Below are 16,575 nucleotides of genomic sequence, written 5' to 3' on the forward strand. Positions count from 1 at the left end.
ATGCTGTCGCAAGAAAGCGAAAAAAGCGAATTTTAGACTTATTTCTCGCAAATCATTATTTTTTATGTAATTCATAAACTGTTCACACTATGATTTATACTCTATTTTAATCCATTACCACATCAGCTTTGTTCTAGGAATTACTGAGAAATTAGATTCTCATTTCTGTAATTCAGATCACTTTAACAACAAAAAATGTTTATAAATCTCCCGATTCATCTCTATTTAACAAGGAAAAGTAACCGACTTTTTTATTGTATTTAACAAAAATTAAAAGCACAAAAGCTACATCCATTTTCTTTATTTCTTCTCATTTTTCTTATCTTTTTCGTCTATAAGAGACATACTTACTGCTCATTAGCAGAGATCAGCGTATTTTTTGTAGCAATTTATCTACACATTTTTTGGATTATTCTATCATTTCCCCTTCAATTGACGAAAAAAATGACTTGCAATAAGATACAAGTGAAAGTATTCACAAACATTTGTGTCTAACTAAAAAAATGAATACAGAGATGTTCGATATTATGTGAATTCTTTCACTATACAAATAATGGATTAAAAAATAAGGGGTGTGTCCTAATGTCAAAAGTTATTACTGCAATGGAAGCTGCTAAGCTGATTAACGACGGCGATACAGTTGCAGCAAGTGGATTTGGATTGTCCTGCTGGGCTGAAGAAATGGGTATTGCTATCGAAGAACGGTTCCTTGAAACAGGTCATCCAAAAAATTTGACTGTCATTCATGCGAGCGCAGTCGGTGATCGCCGTAGCAAAGGAATGAGTCATTTAGGTCATGAAGGCTTGATCAAACGATGGATTGGCGGTATTGCTATTGCTTCACCTGCTATGGCAAAACTGATTGAAGAAGATAAATGTGAAGCTTACAACCTGCCACAAGGCGTTATTACTCAGCTCTATCGCGAAATTGCAGCAAAACGTCCTGGCGTAATTACCAAAGTAGGACTTGGCACATTTGTTGACCCACGAATCGAAGGTGCCAAAATGTCTCCCTCAACAAAAGAAGATATCGTAAAAGTAATCGAACTTGAAGGCGAAGAGTGGTTATTCTATAAATCCTTCCCTATTCAAGTAGCTCTCATTCGAGGCACCGTAGCAGATGAAAACGGAAATCTAACCCTTGAAAAAGAAGGACTTCATATGGAAGTACTTCCGATTGCTCAAGCTGTACGTAACTCAGGCGGTATTGTGATTGCTCAGGTTGAATCGGTTGCGAAGGCTGGCTCACTAAGTCCAAAAGATGTTGTGGTTCCTGGTATTCTAGTTGACCACATCGTTGTTGCTAGTCCTGAAAATCACTTCCAAACGGAAAACACGCAGTATAACCCAGCATTCTCAGGTCATATCAAAGTACCAACAGAAAGCATTGAAGCACTTCCGCTTGATGAGCGTAAAGTGATTGCTCGCCGCTCTGCTGCTGAGTTAAAACCTAACACGATTCTTAATCTTGGTGTCGGCATTCCTGTCAATGTATCTATCGTTTCTGCGGAAGAAGGGGTAAGTGATCAACTTATTCTTACAACCGAAGCAGGATCCATCGGCGGTGTACCCGCAGGACTGAAAGATTTTGGACATGCATATAACAGTGAAGCTATCGTTGATCATCATGCACAATTTGATTTCTATGATGGCGGCGGAATTGACCTCTCCGTACTTGGTCTGGCTCAAACTGATGGAGATGGCAATGTGAACGTAAGTAAATTCGGAACTCGTGTTGCTGGATGCGGCGGTTTCATTAATATATCCCAGTCCGCTAAAAAATTAGTCTTTGCAGGAACGTTTACGGCTGGAGGTTTGGAAGTCCGTGTTGAAGATGGAAAACTAAACATTATTAAAGAAGGTAAATCCAAGAAATTTGTGAAACAAGTTCAGCAAATTACGTTCAGCGGTGCTTATGCGACAAAAACGAACCAACCTGTTATCTATGTAACAGAACGCGCTGTATTTGAACTATTAAACGGAAAATTGACACTGACCGAAATTGCACCAGGTGTTGATCTTCAAAAACATATTCTTGATCAAATGGAATTTGAACCTGTGATTTCCCCTGATCTAAAAGAAATGGATCCTGGTATTTTCCAAGAGCAATGGGGAGAATTGAAAAACATCCTTTTTAAACAATCAAAGAACTAACATCTTCATAGGAAAGGGATAAAATCATGCAAACAAAACTGAATCGATGGACGATTTTGTGGGCTTCTACCCTCATTAATTTATGTGTAGGTGCGGTGTACGCCTTCAGTATATTTGCCTTGCCATTATCTGAAAAATTCAATGCTTCGATGGGAGATATTATGATGGCATTTACCATTAATGCTGCCATCTCTCCTGTCCCAATGATTCTCGGCGGTAAATTAGTGGATAAAGGCGGAGCGAAGAAAGCGATCTTTATCGGTGGTACGATGTTTGGTCTTGGGTTCCTACTATCCGGACTAGCAACCGCTCCATGGATGCTTTATATCACATATGGTTTAATCGCTGGTATAGGACAAGGGATTGTTTATGCTTCAACGATTGGTAACAATGCGAAGCTCTTCCCGGATAAACGCGGACTTGCAGCTGGTATCGTAACGGCTGGTTACGGCGGCGGTACGGTAATTATCTCCCCTATTGCGAATGCTCTAATCAGCAGCAGCGGTGTTAATATGGCGATGGTTACTCTGGGTATTGCCTTCCTCATTATTATTCTAGGCTGCGGCTTCTTGGTTAAGCCAGCACCAGCAGGGTACATTCCGGAAGGTTGGATTCCCCCAGTCACTTCAAGTGCAAAAAGCAGCGTGAACCTCAACTGGAAGGAAATGATCAAAACTCCATTATTCTATGTCATTGCATCTATGTTCTTGATCGGTGCACTGTCCGGGATGATGGTAACCTCCAATGCTTCTGTAATTGGTCAAACGATGTTTGGTTTAACTCCGGCAGTAGCTGCACTTTATGTTAGTTTGTACAGTCTAAGCAATTGCCTCGGCCGTGTATTCTGGGGTGCTGTTTCCGATAAAATCGGTAGATTTAAATGCCTTATGATGATCTATCTTGTAATTTCAGTCATGATGTTTATTATTGCACAGTCTTCTACCGTTACTGGCTTTGTCATTGCTATTGTGGGTATCGGACTTTGCTTCGGTGGAACCATGGGTATCTTCCCTTCCATTGTAGGAGAAAAGTTCGGTATGAAATATTATGGTGTGAACTACGGTGTTGTCTTCATCGGATACTCTGGAGCTGCATTCTTTGGACCAAGAATTGCTTCTAGCGTAGCTGCAGCGAATGATGGAAATTTCACAAACGCATTTTACATCGCACTCGTTATTTCTCTAGTTGGTCTACTGTTAACATTCGTCTATAACGCAATGGATAAAAAGAATAAACAAAATTCAACATCCAAACAGATGTCAATGGAAGCAGCAGAATAACAAATAAATAAATAATGAATCAAAAAAGAATTAAAAAATACTTCATTATCTTTAGGAGGAATTACACATGTCTATTACTAAACTTCTAGGAATTAAATACCCGATCTTCCAAGGTGCTATGGCGCAAATCGCTCTTGCTCCTCTTGCAGGCGCTGTATCTAATGCAGGCGGGCTAGGTATTATCGGTTCTGGCGGATTATCCGCTGATCGTCTTCGTGAAGAAATTCGTAAAACTCGTGAAATTACAGATAAACCATTTGCCGTAAACCTAATGCTCATGATGCACAACATCCCTGAACTTATTCAAGTCGTGATTGAAGAAGGTGTTAAAATTGTAACGACTGGTGCGGGAACTCCGGCTCCATACATGCAAACCTTTAAAGAAAACAATATTATTGTTATTCCTGTAGTCCCTTCCGTAAAAATTGCTAAAAAAATGGAAGCTTTGGGAGTTGACGCTGTCGTTGCTGAGGGAACAGAAGCTGGCGGACATGTAGGCGAAACGACTACAATGGCTCTTCTTCCTCAGATTGTGAGCGCTGTGTCTATTCCTGTAATCGGTGCTGGCGGTATTGCTGACGGCCGCGGTGTTGCAGCTGCCTTTGCTTTAGGTGCTCAAGGTGTTCAAGTAGGTACTCGTTTCTTAACAACTGTAGAATGCCCAACTCACGAGAACTTTAAAAAAGCAGTACTCGAAGCTACAGATACAAGTACAACCGTAACAGGCCGCAGTATTGGTGGTCCGGTTCGCAGTATTAAGAATAGTATGATTGCGAAATACCTGGAACTTGAAGATGCAAAAGCAAGCCGAGATGAATTAGAAAAATTGTCTCTTGGCTCCTTGCGTAGAGCTGTTTTTGAAGGAGATACAGATAATGGTTCTGTCATGGCTGGTCAGATTTGCGGATTGTGCAACGAAATCACAACAGTAGAGGAAATGATTACTTCCATGTTTGCAGAAGCAGAGCAAGTATTTGAAAAGCTTGGAAAAGTTAAATTCCAAGAGGCACGCGAGTTAACATTCGCTTAATATCACACTTACGCCTGGATATTCATCCTGAATGTCCAGGTTTTTTCTATGTTACGACCCTTAAATATCATTTGTTTAAAATAGTCTAAACTCCCCATAATAATGAAGTACTTCTTAATCAAGAAATAAAGTTGGTTTGCTGATAAAGGAATGACACTTATGACAAACACAGAGTTTTTGGGAAAATCGCATGGGCAGAATGATCAGAATGAATCTCCCTCTACCCTTTTCGTAACAGATCGTTATGGGAATATTCTAATTTCTAATGAATTTACAGCAATTACACTTGGAATACCGCTGGAAGAGATTTTAAGATCTAACGTCATGGATCTTGTGAGTGCGGGATACTACGATTATTCGATTACGATGGAAGCAATTAAAACCAAAAAAAGAGTGACGAAAAAAATCAATACAAACCGAGGGTTTAGTATTCTATCTACTTCCATTCCGATCCTTGAGCCAGATGGAGAAATTCAGCTTGTAGTCACAACCTCGAATAAAAGTTCGTTTGAAGAAAGTAAACGAGAAACTCAGGAAAGTGAGGTCCTTATTAAAGAGTTCGATAAGACGGTATCTCCACCTGATATTGTGGCTGAGAGTATTGCGATGAAACAGATTATTAAAGTATGTGACCAAATCGCTCCTTTCGACAGCAAGATTCTGATCACGGGTGAATCCGGGACAGGTAAAGAGGTGATCGCTAATTATATATACCAAAAAAGCAATCGTTCCAATGGTCCTTTTGTCACTTTAAACTGTGCTGCGATTCCGAATTCTTTATTTGAATATGAAATGTTCGGCTATGAAGATGGTGTCTATGACCGTAATTCAAAAGGTAAAATAGGACTTATTGAAACAGCTCACCAAGGGATCCTATTTCTCGATGAGCTGTCAGAAATGCCTCTGGATATGCAGACAAAGTTACTTCGGGTCATTGAAACGAACGAACTTCGAAGAGTCGGTGGTATAGAAAATATTAAGGTGGATTGTCGCTTTATTGCCGCTACAAACTGTGACCTTTGGAAACTCGTGAAGCAAGGTAAGTTCAGACAAGATCTCTTTTACCGAATTAACGTCATCCCTATTCATATTCCTCCCCTTCGTGATCGGAAATTAGATATCGTGGGTCTCGTTTCTAGGTTTATCGATGAATTCAATCAAAAATACAACAAACAATTTTTATTAAGTGCAGAAGAATTTCAACATATATTATCGCTTAGTTGGCCGGGAAATGTGCGGGAGTTACGTAATTATGTTGAACGATTAATCGTTATCAATAATCTGCCTATAAAAAACATGAATGAAATCGTTTCAGACTGGTTTGCACTCGATCATTTCATTAACAACAATCAGACTCAATTTCATTCACTTAAAGATTTCACAACGATCACAGAAGGACGATATATTGAGAAAGTGCTTGACTCCTGCCAGGGAAACATAAGCGAAGCTGCTCAGAAATTAGATATTCATCGTTCTGTGATCTATCGAAAACTTAAAAAAATGGAAGAGATCTTAAAAGACGAACATTGAAAACAAAAAGAGATCTGGATAAAAGTAAGACAATTATCTAGATCTCCTTTTTTTATATTTCGTTTCCTTCCATTGCTTTTCGCAAATCATAAGGGTCAATATCTATATCCAGTGGCATGCCGAGTGCTAATGCAGCTAACTGACTTCCAATGTAAGGTCCCATCGTTAAACCCGATGAACCAAGTCCATTGGCGGCTAACACGCCCTCCCACTCCGGAACTGCACCAAACACTGGTAAAAATCCCGGTGTAAAGGGACGAAATCCAACTCTGACCTCTTGAAGTGAGCTAAATGCTAAACCTGGTGCCACTTCCAGCCCTTTTGTAAGTATTTCATGCATCCCGCCTGCGGTAACCCTTGTATCATAACCTTCAATATCATTTTCGTGAGTTGCTCCAATCACTATTTTTTGATTCCCGAAGGAAAGCAAATATTGATCTGAAGGCGGCATAACTACAGGCCACTCATCTGTATTCTCACCATCTGGAATTTGCAGATGCATAATTTGTGCTTTTTGGTAACTAACTTGAAAAGAAATACCTAAAGGTGCCATTAGAGACGCAGCCCAAGCACCTGCACACACGATCACTTTATCAGCTGAAATGTTCTCTTTATTAACGGTGACCCCTCTTACTCGGTTTGAATGATACTGAAGTACTGCATGCCCATGAATTACAATTGCCCCATTTCGCTCTGCCGAGCGGATCAGTGCATCACGCAGCGCCCGTCCGTCAACACGCGCCGCACCGCTGATATGTACAGCATGATAATCTTCTTTTAATAGAGGAAACCGTTCGCGGGTTTCTTGCTCATCAAGTCTTGTAATATCGCCTATCTCCGGCGCATCTGGTCTGCGTTTATGTGCTCTTTCCTCTATTTTCGCAACTTTCTCTACATCGGTATGGATACTAAGAGCACCCACTCTTGCATATCCAGTTTCAGTTTCCCCTTCAGCTTCAAGTTCCTGAATCAGCTTAGGATAAAAGCTCGCGCCAGCTTTAGCAAGCTGGTACCAATCTTGATTACGCCTTTGTGATAACCAAGGACATATTATCCCGGCAGCAGCATCGGTGGCTTGCCCTTGATCACCGCGGTCTATAATAATAACCTCTGCTCCTTTTTTCGCCAATTGGTAGGCTGTAGAAGCTCCTAGAATTCCTGAACCTACAACGATGACTTTCTTCTTCATGTATTACATCCCTTTCCTTACAACACTTACAACCTGTATCAATGATAACAAACCCGCACTTCAAAAAGAAGGCGGGTTTGTTTGTGAAAGGGAAATCTGATCTTAATTTTATAGAACCAACAATACTATTCTTATGGAACCTAACGATCAACATTAATAAATCGATTAAAAGATACCGGCTTTAACCGAAGTTTGTTTAATCCCATTTGTACCATGAACCACGGTGTTCCCCCAGCTCGTAAGACTTCCATTTGGACCTGTTGCCAGATCTAAGTAATTCAATTCTGCACTGTTTCCATGCCAAGACCATGCCAGCCAGCCGATCCCTTTCTCTTGTCCATACTTCATAATTGCGGTTTCATCCACATCTGCACCTTGATGATATCCACCAAATTCACCAATGATGAGTGGAAGCCCCTTGTTTATCACATTCTCCATATTGGACTTTACGGTTGCTGCATCTTTCCCAGCATACTCATACATATGAATGGAGAACACTGTATTTTTCTGAGAGTCTGCTGCAAATACGCTTTGTCCATAATCGACTATCGATTGCGGGTACTGACCCCAGCCTGCCGCATCCACGATTAATGTGTTTTTAATGCCCGCATTACGAAGTTTTGGAATAGCCTGTTTGTATCCATCAGCCCATCCGCTGCCGTTCCAGCTTCCATACCATTCATTTGCAATGTTAATCATAACTCTGTCTTCTTTTCCGATGAAAGCGTCCTTTATGCTAATCCAGTAGTTTACTGCCTCATCCAGTGATGCATAATCATCTTTTCCGGTAGCATCATGTACTTCAAGAATAGCGACCATTTTATGCTGCGATACGAGAGATATTATATTTTTGACGCTGCTTATATCATCTTTCGTGTACTGACTTCCATTGGATAATACAATGCGTACCGTGTTAGCCCCCGTATTTGCAATCGCTGGAATCGCCGTATTTAGATCCGATTTAAACCATGAATGCGCATAATTAATCCCTCTCATGACAAAAGGTTTTCCTGTAGAGTCGTAGATTTTCGTTCCGCTTACATAAAATCCTGCAGCTGCTTCCGCTTTTGGCAGGGTCCCTCCAAAGGCAAATACAGTGAGAACAGCCAACATCGAGATTAAACTTTTTTTCATCCGAAGCATATAACTACCTCCCATTTTATATTATTTTAATTCTCATCGGATAGATGGAAGTAAAATCGGGTGATGAGTGAACACAGAAATAGAATCAACTTATTTTAAGCAGGGAATAAACATTACTTTATCTTAACCTCATCGATTAGGTTACTTGAATTTTATTAAAGAAAACGCTTACAGTAAATGGTCAATAATGCTTATTTTCGCTCTTTATTTACGTAAGTTATTTCATTCGATTATCCTACAAAAATGATTCCAAAGTCCGTGAACATCCATGTTCTTATACCTGCCAAAGAAAATAAAAAAAGATGACCCCAGATCATCTCGGAGTCATCTGCTATTTCATTTACAAAGGGAATAAGGATAAAGTTTTTACTTACTTAACCATGGGTGCTGCTGTGCTGGTTCTAAAGTTCTTGCTGATAAAACGCTTTGATTACACGTTCAGCAGACTTGCCATATACACTGTAACCATCATCTGTTGCCGCATTTTCTTCCTTGTATAATAAACCTGGCCAATCCCATAGTCCTAAGCCTCTTACCCAGGGACGTTTACGTGTATGTTCAATCATCGCCTCATAGTAACGTGCTTGTTCTTCGATAGACACCCCGCCAGAAAGTTCCCAATCATTCGGAAGGTAAGAAGAACCTTTCCGGCTCGGACAGCCTGCTTCTGCAAAAAAGAAAGGTTTATCATAAGAAGCAATTTCTTGTTCAATACGATCAAGCTGTCTTTCCCAATCATCAATAGGATAGTATCCGCTGGAAGAAATCACATCGACGGCATCCCACCAGCTGACATTAGACTCTTGATACTTGTCTGTGTTATAACTGATCAATCCTGTATATTCATCACGGACGCTAGAGATCAGCTCCCGCCATTCATTAGAGCGGCGTTCGGTTTGTACCATCTCGCAACCTACAATCAGCATTTCACAGTTCATAGCCTCTGCTAATTTTGCATAATGAAGTTGATATTCCGTGTAACTCTTAAACCAATCATGCCATTTCGGCTCACAAGGGACATCGAGATCAAAGAAATTAATATGTGCTCGCCAAGTTCCATCACTGCAGTTTACGGTAGGCTTTAATATCACTTTCATATGAAGGGAACGAGCATACTGGATCATTCCGATCAGTTCCTCATCCGCTACCATATGATCACCTTTATAATCAACATGAGTAGAATGAGGAGTATCTTGTAACGCTACAAGCGCAAAGATAGCATAATTGCTGTTCGTTCGTTCTTTCATAAGTCGAAGTGATTCTTTTGCTTCCGATTTGATAAAATCACCTTTCTTATTTAACCAACCAAAAGTAAAACCTTTCATATATTCCAGTTCCAACGGCATTGATCATATCCCTTTCTTAGATGAGTCCGATCTCATGATCGTCTGCTATATCTTCATGCGTATTTTTAATATATTCTACAATTTCATTTACATCAGTATATGCAACACCCACATAGGAATCCGCAGCTCCGTAATAGATTGCAATTCTGCCAGTATCCGCATCTTGAAGAGTGGCACAAGGGAAGATGACATTATTAACGAATCCTCTCTCTTCATACCATGTCTCTGGAGTAAGTACAAAAGTAGAGGAACGATATTTCACTTTTGAAGGCTCCTCTTTATCAAGGATAACGGCACCCATGCTATATACGAAACCGTTACAAGTACCCGTCACACCATGATAGAACATCAGCCAGCCTTCAGAAGTTTCAATAGGTGCTGGTCCGCCGCCAATCTTTACAGATTGCCACCATCCTTGTCCGCCTTTGCTCATGACGTGACGATGTTTCCCCCAGTATACGAGATCAGGGCTTTCGCTGAGGAAAATATCACCAAAAGGAGTATGTCCGCTGTCACTTGGTCTGGACAGCATTAAGAATTTACCATCTTTCTTCTTCGGAAACAGAACTCCGTTACGATTGAAAGGCAAGAATGGATTTTCAAGTCTAGTGAACGTTTTGAAGTCCTCTGTTTTTGCAAATCCCAAAGCAGCACCGTAAAAATCAATACACCAAATGATATAATAAGTTTCTTCTACTTTTACTACGCGAGGATCATAAGCATAGTTCGGTCGATAAGGCTGACCATTATCATCTGTGAACACGATCGCTTCTTCTTCAATCTCCCACTTCAAGCCATCTTTACTTTTTCCTAAATGCAAATGAGGACGTCCGTTGATTGTCTCGGCACGAAATACACCCATATAACCATCTTCATAAGGCACAACTGCACTGTTAAAAATTCTAGCAATCCCTTTCACCGGATTACGGTCGATAATTGGGTTAGCTGAATGTCTCCACACGGGTGTTGTAACCCCTTCTGGTCTGTTCTCCCATGGCATATTCGGCAAAGCTTGTCCAATAATATTTACTTTTGACATTGTAAATTCCCCTCTCCATTATCTGAAAGTTATTTAACAGAACCGTTTGTTAGACCATTGTAAATATACTTTTGAAGGCTCATGAATATAATAAGTGTAGGAATAATTGCTATCATAATGCCCGCACTGATGACTTCCCATTGGGAACCATAAGGACCCTTAAATTTAAACAATGCGGTTGATATCACTTGTAAATCTGTCTTCGGCATATACAGGAAAGGTGTATAGAAGTCATTATAAATATTTACACCTTTTACAATAATGACAGTGACGATCGCCGGCATAAGTAATGGCAGGATAATTCTCCAATAAATTGTAAAGTACGACGCACCATCCAGCATCGCCGACTCATCTAGTGCCTGCGAAATCGTATCTAGGAATTGTAAGAAAATATATACCGCAATGATATCCGTCCCAAGATACAGAACAATCGCTGCCCATCTTGTATTCATCAGATCAAGGGCATTAATAATCTGGAAAGTGGCGACCTGTGTAGTTACACTCGGAATCAGTGTGGCCAGCAGAAAAGCACCCATAAGCAGTTTTTTGCCTCTAAATTTAAACCGGCTAAGGATAAAAGCAATCATAGAACCTGTTAAGGTTGCACCCACAATCGAGATAATTAAAATGATAAAAGTATTCATAAATCCGATAAGCATATTCCCATCAATAAAAGCAGTTACATAGTTACTTATGTTTGTAAAGTCTGCCGGTGGTGTAATCGGACTCGTTGTTGCATACTCTTCTTTGGTTTTGAATGAAGCAAAAAACACAACAAGAATCGGTACAATAGCGACAAGAGAACCCACGATTAGCGATATATATTTAATAGCCGACGCTACTGATTTCTTAAGGGTAAACATCAGTTATCCTCCTTAATGACAAGGCGCTGCAACAAGGTAACAATGATGACGATAAATAAGAGCACCACTGCCATCGCTGAAGCAAGACCAAACTTCCCGTATTTGAACGCCATATCAATGGTCTGTATAACAAACGTTTTACTGCCATTTGCTCCATCAACCATAATGTACGGAATATCAAAAGCACTGATCGCACCGCTAATTGCAAGAATCAGATTTAGCTGAACGATTCGTTTGATACTTGGGATAATAATATGTTTGAACTGATGCCATTTGTTCGCACCATCAATATCCGCCGCTTCATAAATATCTTTGTCAATCGAGGAAATAGCCCCGAGAAAGATAATGAAGTTAAATCCCATGTATCTCCATACAGAAGCACTTGCAAGTGAAATGTTAATCACGTCTGGGTTACCAAGCCAGAGCGTAATATTCTTACCAAGTCCCAGCGCATTCAGCAATGTATCAAAGGTTCCATCTGGTCTAAAGAAGAATAAAAATATAAAACCAATGGCAACACCATTTAGCATATAAGGGAAAAATAAAACCCCTTTAAAGAAGTTTTTAAACCGAACTTTAAAACTTAATATCGTTGCAAAGTATAGAGCCAGACCCATTTGGAAAAAGGTAGCTACAAAGTAATACAAACTTACTTTAAACACGGAAAAATATTCAGGCTTTGTAAAAATGTTAATATAGTTTTTTAAACCTACATATTCCATGTTTTTGCTGTAACCATTCCAGCTCGTAAAACTGTATTTGAACATATTTACTACAGGCAGGTAAGCAAATGTAACTAATAGAATAACCGGGATGAAAGAGAACGCCAGTATAATTAATTTTCTCTGATTGGCGTAACTCAAATTAGATAATTTAAACATGCCATACCTCCACTTATCCAGCCGTTTTATGAAATTTCAGAAGATCATCGGCATGGTCCTGGATGATCTTCTGAACCTTTCACTCTTCTCTATTCGGCTACTGTTTTTCGAGCTTCAACCCATGCATCATTCAGGTCTTTCATAATGTCATCATACGATTCTTTCCGGTTACCAAGCGCAGCTTCAATAATTCTTTTCTTAAAGTCAGGCTGCCAGAGACCAACTTCCGCTTCTTTATCAATCTTATCTACTAAACCTTCTTGTCCTTCTTTGGAAGGAGTAATGAATTTAAACTCTACACCTTTATCGCCGAATTCTTTCAAAATATCAGGAAGTTCTGCACCAACAACTGGACTGATACTGCCTGCTTGTTCTACTGCATAATTAGATTCATTAATGAAAAAGTCTACCCATGCTTTTGCAGCAGGTTTATTCTTACTGTTTATGTTAATTGCAAGGTTATAGTCTGCTCCGAGTGGAACAATGACGTTATCAGCGTTCGTAGGGAATGGCATAAATCCGATATCATCTGGATTGGTTGCCGAAGCTTTAATTTGGTCAATAGCCCAAGATCCAAGAACCATAGTTGCTATTTTCCCTTGTCCTAAATCTGCTTTTGAACTCTCCCAGTCGGTTGTCGTAGGATCGCGTTCAATCAAACCTTCTTTTGTTGCATCAAACAAAATTTTATAAAGATCATAGTGTGGCTGACCTGCCACAAAGTTGTCATCACTGTTTGGCTGTGTAACGTTTACATAATCAACATTGCCAGCTACCGTCGTTAGATCAGATTCCCACTGAGTCAGCGGCCAACCAGCTGCATAGTTTGTGTACAAAGGAACTGCCTCTGTTTTTTCTTTCACACTTCTAAGCGCATCCATAAACTGATCAATTGTTTGTGGAATGTCCGTTACACCAGCATCTTTAAACACCTGCTTGTTATAGATGACACCGGAGTATGTAATTGCTACTGGAATTCCGTAGATTGTGTTATCTACCATTCGTTCTTCAATACCTGTGTACTTCGTTTTCAGTTCATCATAGCTTCCTAGCGGTTCAAAGAAATCTGGAAGATCAGCAACAGGAACACTAGTTGGGATCAGTAGAACATCACCGTATTCATCTGTATTCATACGAATTTTGATTTGACCTTCATAATCAGAAAGAGCTTCAAAATTGACTTTTACATCTGGATACTTTTCATTAAACTTCTTAGCGTAATCTTGGAATACCGTATCAACAATATCTGTTCTCTGCGTGATCACGGTGATTTCTCCTTTGATTGCCCCATCATCATCTGAAGCACTTGAATCTCCTCCATTAGAAGAACATGCTGCCAAGATAGAGATAATGAGAAATACAGATAAAAACTTAAATAACCCTTTTTTATTACTCACTTTCATAACCCCTTTCAAGTGTTTTTAAGTTAACGATTAAGTTACAAACAAAGTTTATATTGATAACGCTTTCCAGTCAACCTTTATTTTTACTACTGTTCTCCTTTTCTTTTATAGAGATCTCATTCCGTTAAATCATTGACAAGCATTAAAAAGCTATTTAATATTTGATTAAGTTATCGTTTACTTAAATAGATTTCATTTTAGAGAGGTTGTGACTTTTTGGTCGAATCTTTGAATACCTTAACTGCCGAGATTCAAAAGGAATGGGTATCTCATATACTTCCTTTCTGGGCAAACATGAAGGATGATGAGCAAGGGGGGTATTATGGAGAGCTGGATTACAGCCTTAAGTTAGATAAAACCGCAGCAAAAGGCGGAATCGCAAACTCAAGAATTCTTTGGTCTTTCTCAGCTGCTTATCGTTACCTAATCTCTAATTCCTATGCTGAGCATGCCCATCACTCCTTCCGTTTCCTGAAAGAGAATCTTCTTGATCCTGTATTCGGCGGTGTATATTGGTCTGTAGATTATGAGGGCCATCCCCTCGATACGCGTAAACATATCTATAATCAGGCTTTTGCTGTGTACAGTTTAAGCGAGTATTATCGTGCATTAAATAGTGCAGAAGCCTTGGAACTAGCAAAGACTTTATTTTTCCTTATTGAAGAGAAAGGTTATGACCCGAAGACGAATGCTTATAAGGAAGAATTTAATCGCACATGGCAGGAACAACCTAATGAGATGTTAAGTGAAAATAATGTCATCGCCAGCATAACGATGAATACACACATTCATATCTTGGAAGCGTATACTACGCTTTACCGTGTATGGCCAGACAGCAGAGTTCGAGCTGCACTTGAAAATTTGCTCCATATTCTTTATGATCGGATGTTTGACGCAAAGACAGGCAGACTCCATGTTTTCTTTGATCAGAACTGGAATTCTCTACTTGACCTCACTTCTTACGGTCATGATATTGAAGCAAGCTGGCTTATCGATGACGCTATGCAAGTTATTGGTTCCGATCATCCCGATCACAAAAAAATGATAGTTGATTTGGCTTATTCCGTTGCAAAAAATGCTATTCAAAGCGATGGCTCTCTTGCTAATGAACGCGAAAAAGATCATTTAGATAAGACAAGGATATGGTGGGTGCAGGCTGAGGCTATTGTAGGATTCTACAATGCCTATCAGCGTACAAATGATCCATTATTTATAGATCTTGTTACTAACCTATGGGAATATACTAAAAATCATATTATCGACTCAAGACTAGGAAGCGAATGGGTGTGGGCAGTTAAGGAAGATGGCAGCCATGATCAGCGTGAAATCGCTGGAGCTTGGAAGTGTCCCTATCATAACAGCCGCTTTTGTATAGAGATGATTGAGAGGATGAGTGAGTAATGATACACAAAAAATATGGTGAACTGCTTGCTAAACAAGAGGAATTGCTGAACAAACCAAATAAAGTGAATGAACAATTTTATAATGGAATCTACGACCGCTATGAAAATCCTGTTCTTACACGGCATCATGTTCCTCTGCACTGGAGATTTGATCTGGACGAAGAACAAAATCCTTACTTTATGGAAAGACTCGGGATTAATGCTACATTGAATCCTGGGGCCATTTACCATAATGGAAAATACGTACTGGTATCACGTACCGAAGGTCTGGACCGTAAATCTATTTTTGCTTTAGCTGAAAGCGATAACGGTATTGATCATTTCCGTTTTGTAGGAGAACCTTTAGTGTGGGAAGACATGGATGAGAATGAGACCAATATGTATGACATGAGACTCGTGAAACATGAAGACGGATGGATTTACGGTATCTACTGTTCCGAACAGAAAGATCCAGATGCAGCTCCTTTTGATACATCTAGCGCAGTGGCACAAGCGGGATTCGTACGTACTCAAGATCTGAAGACATGGACAAGACTTCCGAATATTAAGACAAATTCACCGCAGCAGCGTAATGTTGTTCTCCACCCTGAATTTGTTGATGGAAAATACGCGTTTTATACTCGTCCTCAGGATGGATTCATTTCTACAGGATCAGGAGGCGGAATTGCCTTTGGTTACTGTGAAGACATTTTAAACCCTGTAATTGATGAAGAATTTATAATTGACGAGCGTCAGTACCATACCGTGTATGAAGTGAAAAATGGACAAGGTCCTGCACCGATTAAAACAGATCGCGGCTGGATTCATATAGCTCATGGCGTAAGAAACACAGCAGCCGGACTGCGCTATGTGCTCTATACATTTGCGACTAGCCTTTCGGATCCTACCGAAATCATTGCGAAACCAGGTGGTCATTTCCTTGCTCCTTATGATGATGAGAGAGTCGGAGATGTATCAAATGTGGTGTTTTGTAACGGGGCGGTTGTTAATGATCAGAAAGAAGTGTTTATTTACTACGCATCCAGCGATACGCGGATCCATGTAGCAACAACAACCATTGATAAATTGATCGATTATACATTTAATACACCTGCTGATACCTTCCGTTCCCTGGGTTCCGCAGCACAGCGTGCACAATTAATTAAGAAAAATGAGTCCTTATTAAAAGTAACGAAGTAAATCTTTTTTTACGATGTTTGTCGCTGCATAAATTCATTCATCTTCTTTATTCGTTTCCCAGAAGAAGGTATACTTAACATGCATATAACGAATTAATTTTACATCATTAGTTTACTTCATATTTAATCAACACCC

Annotated in this window: 13 protein-coding genes; 6 read left to right on the top strand and 7 right to left on the bottom strand. The window is 39.8% G+C overall.

Going from position 1 to position 16,575, the window contains the following annotated elements:
- Positions 1–582 precede the first annotated feature (582 nt).
- From QPK24_RS13660 to QPK24_RS13675, 4 genes are all read left to right on the top strand, one after another.
- A complete protein-coding gene (locus QPK24_RS13660) occupies positions 583–2,154 on the top strand; it encodes an acyl CoA:acetate/3-ketoacid CoA transferase (RefSeq protein WP_285741920.1) in 1,572 nt (523 codons plus the stop codon).
- 26 nt (positions 2,155–2,180) lie between these two features.
- A complete protein-coding gene (locus tag QPK24_RS13665; protein WP_285741922.1) occupies positions 2,181–3,434 on the top strand; it encodes an L-lactate MFS transporter in 1,254 nt (417 codons plus the stop codon).
- Between the two features lie 67 nt (positions 3,435–3,501).
- Entirely contained in the window at positions 3,502–4,464 is a 963-nt protein-coding gene (locus tag QPK24_RS13670) for a DUF561 domain-containing protein (protein ID WP_285741925.1), read from the top strand.
- 159 nt (positions 4,465–4,623) lie between these two features.
- Positions 4,624–5,994 (top strand): sigma-54 interaction domain-containing protein, encoded by a 1,371-nt coding sequence (locus QPK24_RS13675; protein WP_285741927.1) that lies wholly within the window; start codon positions 4,624–4,626, stop codon positions 5,992–5,994.
- A gap of 52 nt (positions 5,995–6,046) precedes the next feature.
- Here QPK24_RS13675 and QPK24_RS13680 read toward each other — a convergent pair whose 3' ends face one another.
- The 7 genes from QPK24_RS13680 to QPK24_RS13710 form a co-directional block, all read right to left on the bottom strand.
- A complete protein-coding gene (locus QPK24_RS13680) occupies positions 6,047–7,183 on the bottom strand; it encodes an NAD(P)/FAD-dependent oxidoreductase (RefSeq protein ID WP_285741929.1) in 1,137 nt (378 codons plus the stop codon).
- A 165-nt stretch (positions 7,184–7,348) separates the two neighbouring features.
- On the bottom strand, positions 7,349–8,317 hold the full coding sequence (locus tag QPK24_RS13685; protein ID WP_407083024.1) for a glycoside hydrolase family 5 protein: 969 nt from the start codon (positions 8,315–8,317) through the stop codon (positions 7,349–7,351).
- 410 nt (positions 8,318–8,727) lie between these two features.
- Positions 8,728–9,672 (bottom strand): glycoside hydrolase family 113, encoded by a 945-nt coding sequence (locus QPK24_RS13690; protein WP_285741934.1) that lies wholly within the window; start codon positions 9,670–9,672, stop codon positions 8,728–8,730.
- 16 nt (positions 9,673–9,688) lie between these two features.
- Positions 9,689–10,711, bottom strand: coding sequence for a glycoside hydrolase family 130 protein (locus QPK24_RS13695; RefSeq protein WP_285741936.1), 1,023 nt, complete (start codon positions 10,709–10,711; stop codon positions 9,689–9,691).
- A gap of 29 nt (positions 10,712–10,740) precedes the next feature.
- Entirely contained in the window at positions 10,741–11,574 is an 834-nt protein-coding gene (locus QPK24_RS13700) for a carbohydrate ABC transporter permease (protein WP_285741938.1), read from the bottom strand.
- Entirely contained in the window at positions 11,574–12,455 is an 882-nt protein-coding gene (locus tag QPK24_RS13705; RefSeq protein ID WP_285741940.1) for a carbohydrate ABC transporter permease, read from the bottom strand. The genes QPK24_RS13700 and QPK24_RS13705 overlap by 1 nt, the downstream gene beginning before the upstream one ends.
- 89 nt (positions 12,456–12,544) lie before the next feature.
- Positions 12,545–13,858: an ABC transporter substrate-binding protein gene (locus QPK24_RS13710; RefSeq protein WP_285741942.1), complete on the bottom strand. Its 1,314-nt coding sequence runs from the start codon at positions 13,856–13,858 to the stop codon at positions 12,545–12,547.
- 228 nt (positions 13,859–14,086) lie between these two features.
- On the opposite strand from QPK24_RS13710, the gene QPK24_RS13715 reads away from it, so the two are divergent.
- A complete protein-coding gene (locus QPK24_RS13715; RefSeq protein WP_285749320.1) occupies positions 14,087–15,259 on the top strand; it encodes an AGE family epimerase/isomerase in 1,173 nt (390 codons plus the stop codon).
- Positions 15,259–16,440, top strand: coding sequence for a glycoside hydrolase family 130 protein (locus tag QPK24_RS13720; RefSeq protein ID WP_285741944.1), 1,182 nt, complete (start codon positions 15,259–15,261; stop codon positions 16,438–16,440). The genes QPK24_RS13715 and QPK24_RS13720 overlap by 1 nt, the downstream gene beginning before the upstream one ends.
- Positions 16,441–16,575: the final 135 nt, after the last annotated feature.

This window comes from Paenibacillus polygoni, from assembly GCF_030263935.1.
GTDB classification, from domain to species: Bacteria; Bacillota; Bacilli; order Paenibacillales; family Paenibacillaceae; genus Paenibacillus; species Paenibacillus polygoni.

What these genes read in the sequence shown, in the direction of transcription:
- QPK24_RS13660 (WP_285741920.1), top strand. Translation starts at nt 583, where the DNA reads ATGTCAAAAGTTATTACTGCAATGGAAGCTGCTAAGCTGATTAACGAC.
- QPK24_RS13665 (WP_285741922.1), top strand. Translation starts at nt 2,181, where the DNA reads ATGCAAACAAAACTGAATCGATGGACGATTTTGTGGGCTTCTACCCTC.
- QPK24_RS13670 (WP_285741925.1), top strand. Translation starts at nt 3,502, where the DNA reads ATGTCTATTACTAAACTTCTAGGAATTAAATACCCGATCTTCCAAGGT.
- QPK24_RS13675 (WP_285741927.1), top strand. Translation starts at nt 4,624, where the DNA reads ATGACAAACACAGAGTTTTTGGGAAAATCGCATGGGCAGAATGATCAG.
- QPK24_RS13680 (WP_285741929.1), bottom strand. Translation starts at nt 7,183, where the DNA reads ATGAAGAAGAAAGTCATCGTTGTAGGTTCAGGAATTCTAGGAGCTTCT.
- QPK24_RS13685 (WP_407083024.1), bottom strand. Translation starts at nt 8,317, where the DNA reads ATGAAAAAAAGTTTAATCTCGATGTTGGCTGTTCTCACTGTATTTGCC.
- QPK24_RS13690 (WP_285741934.1), bottom strand. Translation starts at nt 9,672, where the DNA reads ATGCCGTTGGAACTGGAATATATGAAAGGTTTTACTTTTGGTTGGTTA.
- QPK24_RS13695 (WP_285741936.1), bottom strand. Translation starts at nt 10,711, where the DNA reads ATGTCAAAAGTAAATATTATTGGACAAGCTTTGCCGAATATGCCATGG.
- QPK24_RS13700 (WP_285741938.1), bottom strand. Translation starts at nt 11,574, where the DNA reads ATGTTTACCCTTAAGAAATCAGTAGCGTCGGCTATTAAATATATATCG.
- QPK24_RS13705 (WP_285741940.1), bottom strand. Translation starts at nt 12,455, where the DNA reads ATGTTTAAATTATCTAATTTGAGTTACGCCAATCAGAGAAAATTAATT.
- QPK24_RS13710 (WP_285741942.1), bottom strand. Translation starts at nt 13,858, where the DNA reads ATGAAAGTGAGTAATAAAAAAGGGTTATTTAAGTTTTTATCTGTATTT.
- QPK24_RS13720 (WP_285741944.1), top strand. Translation starts at nt 15,259, where the DNA reads ATGATACACAAAAAATATGGTGAACTGCTTGCTAAACAAGAGGAATTG.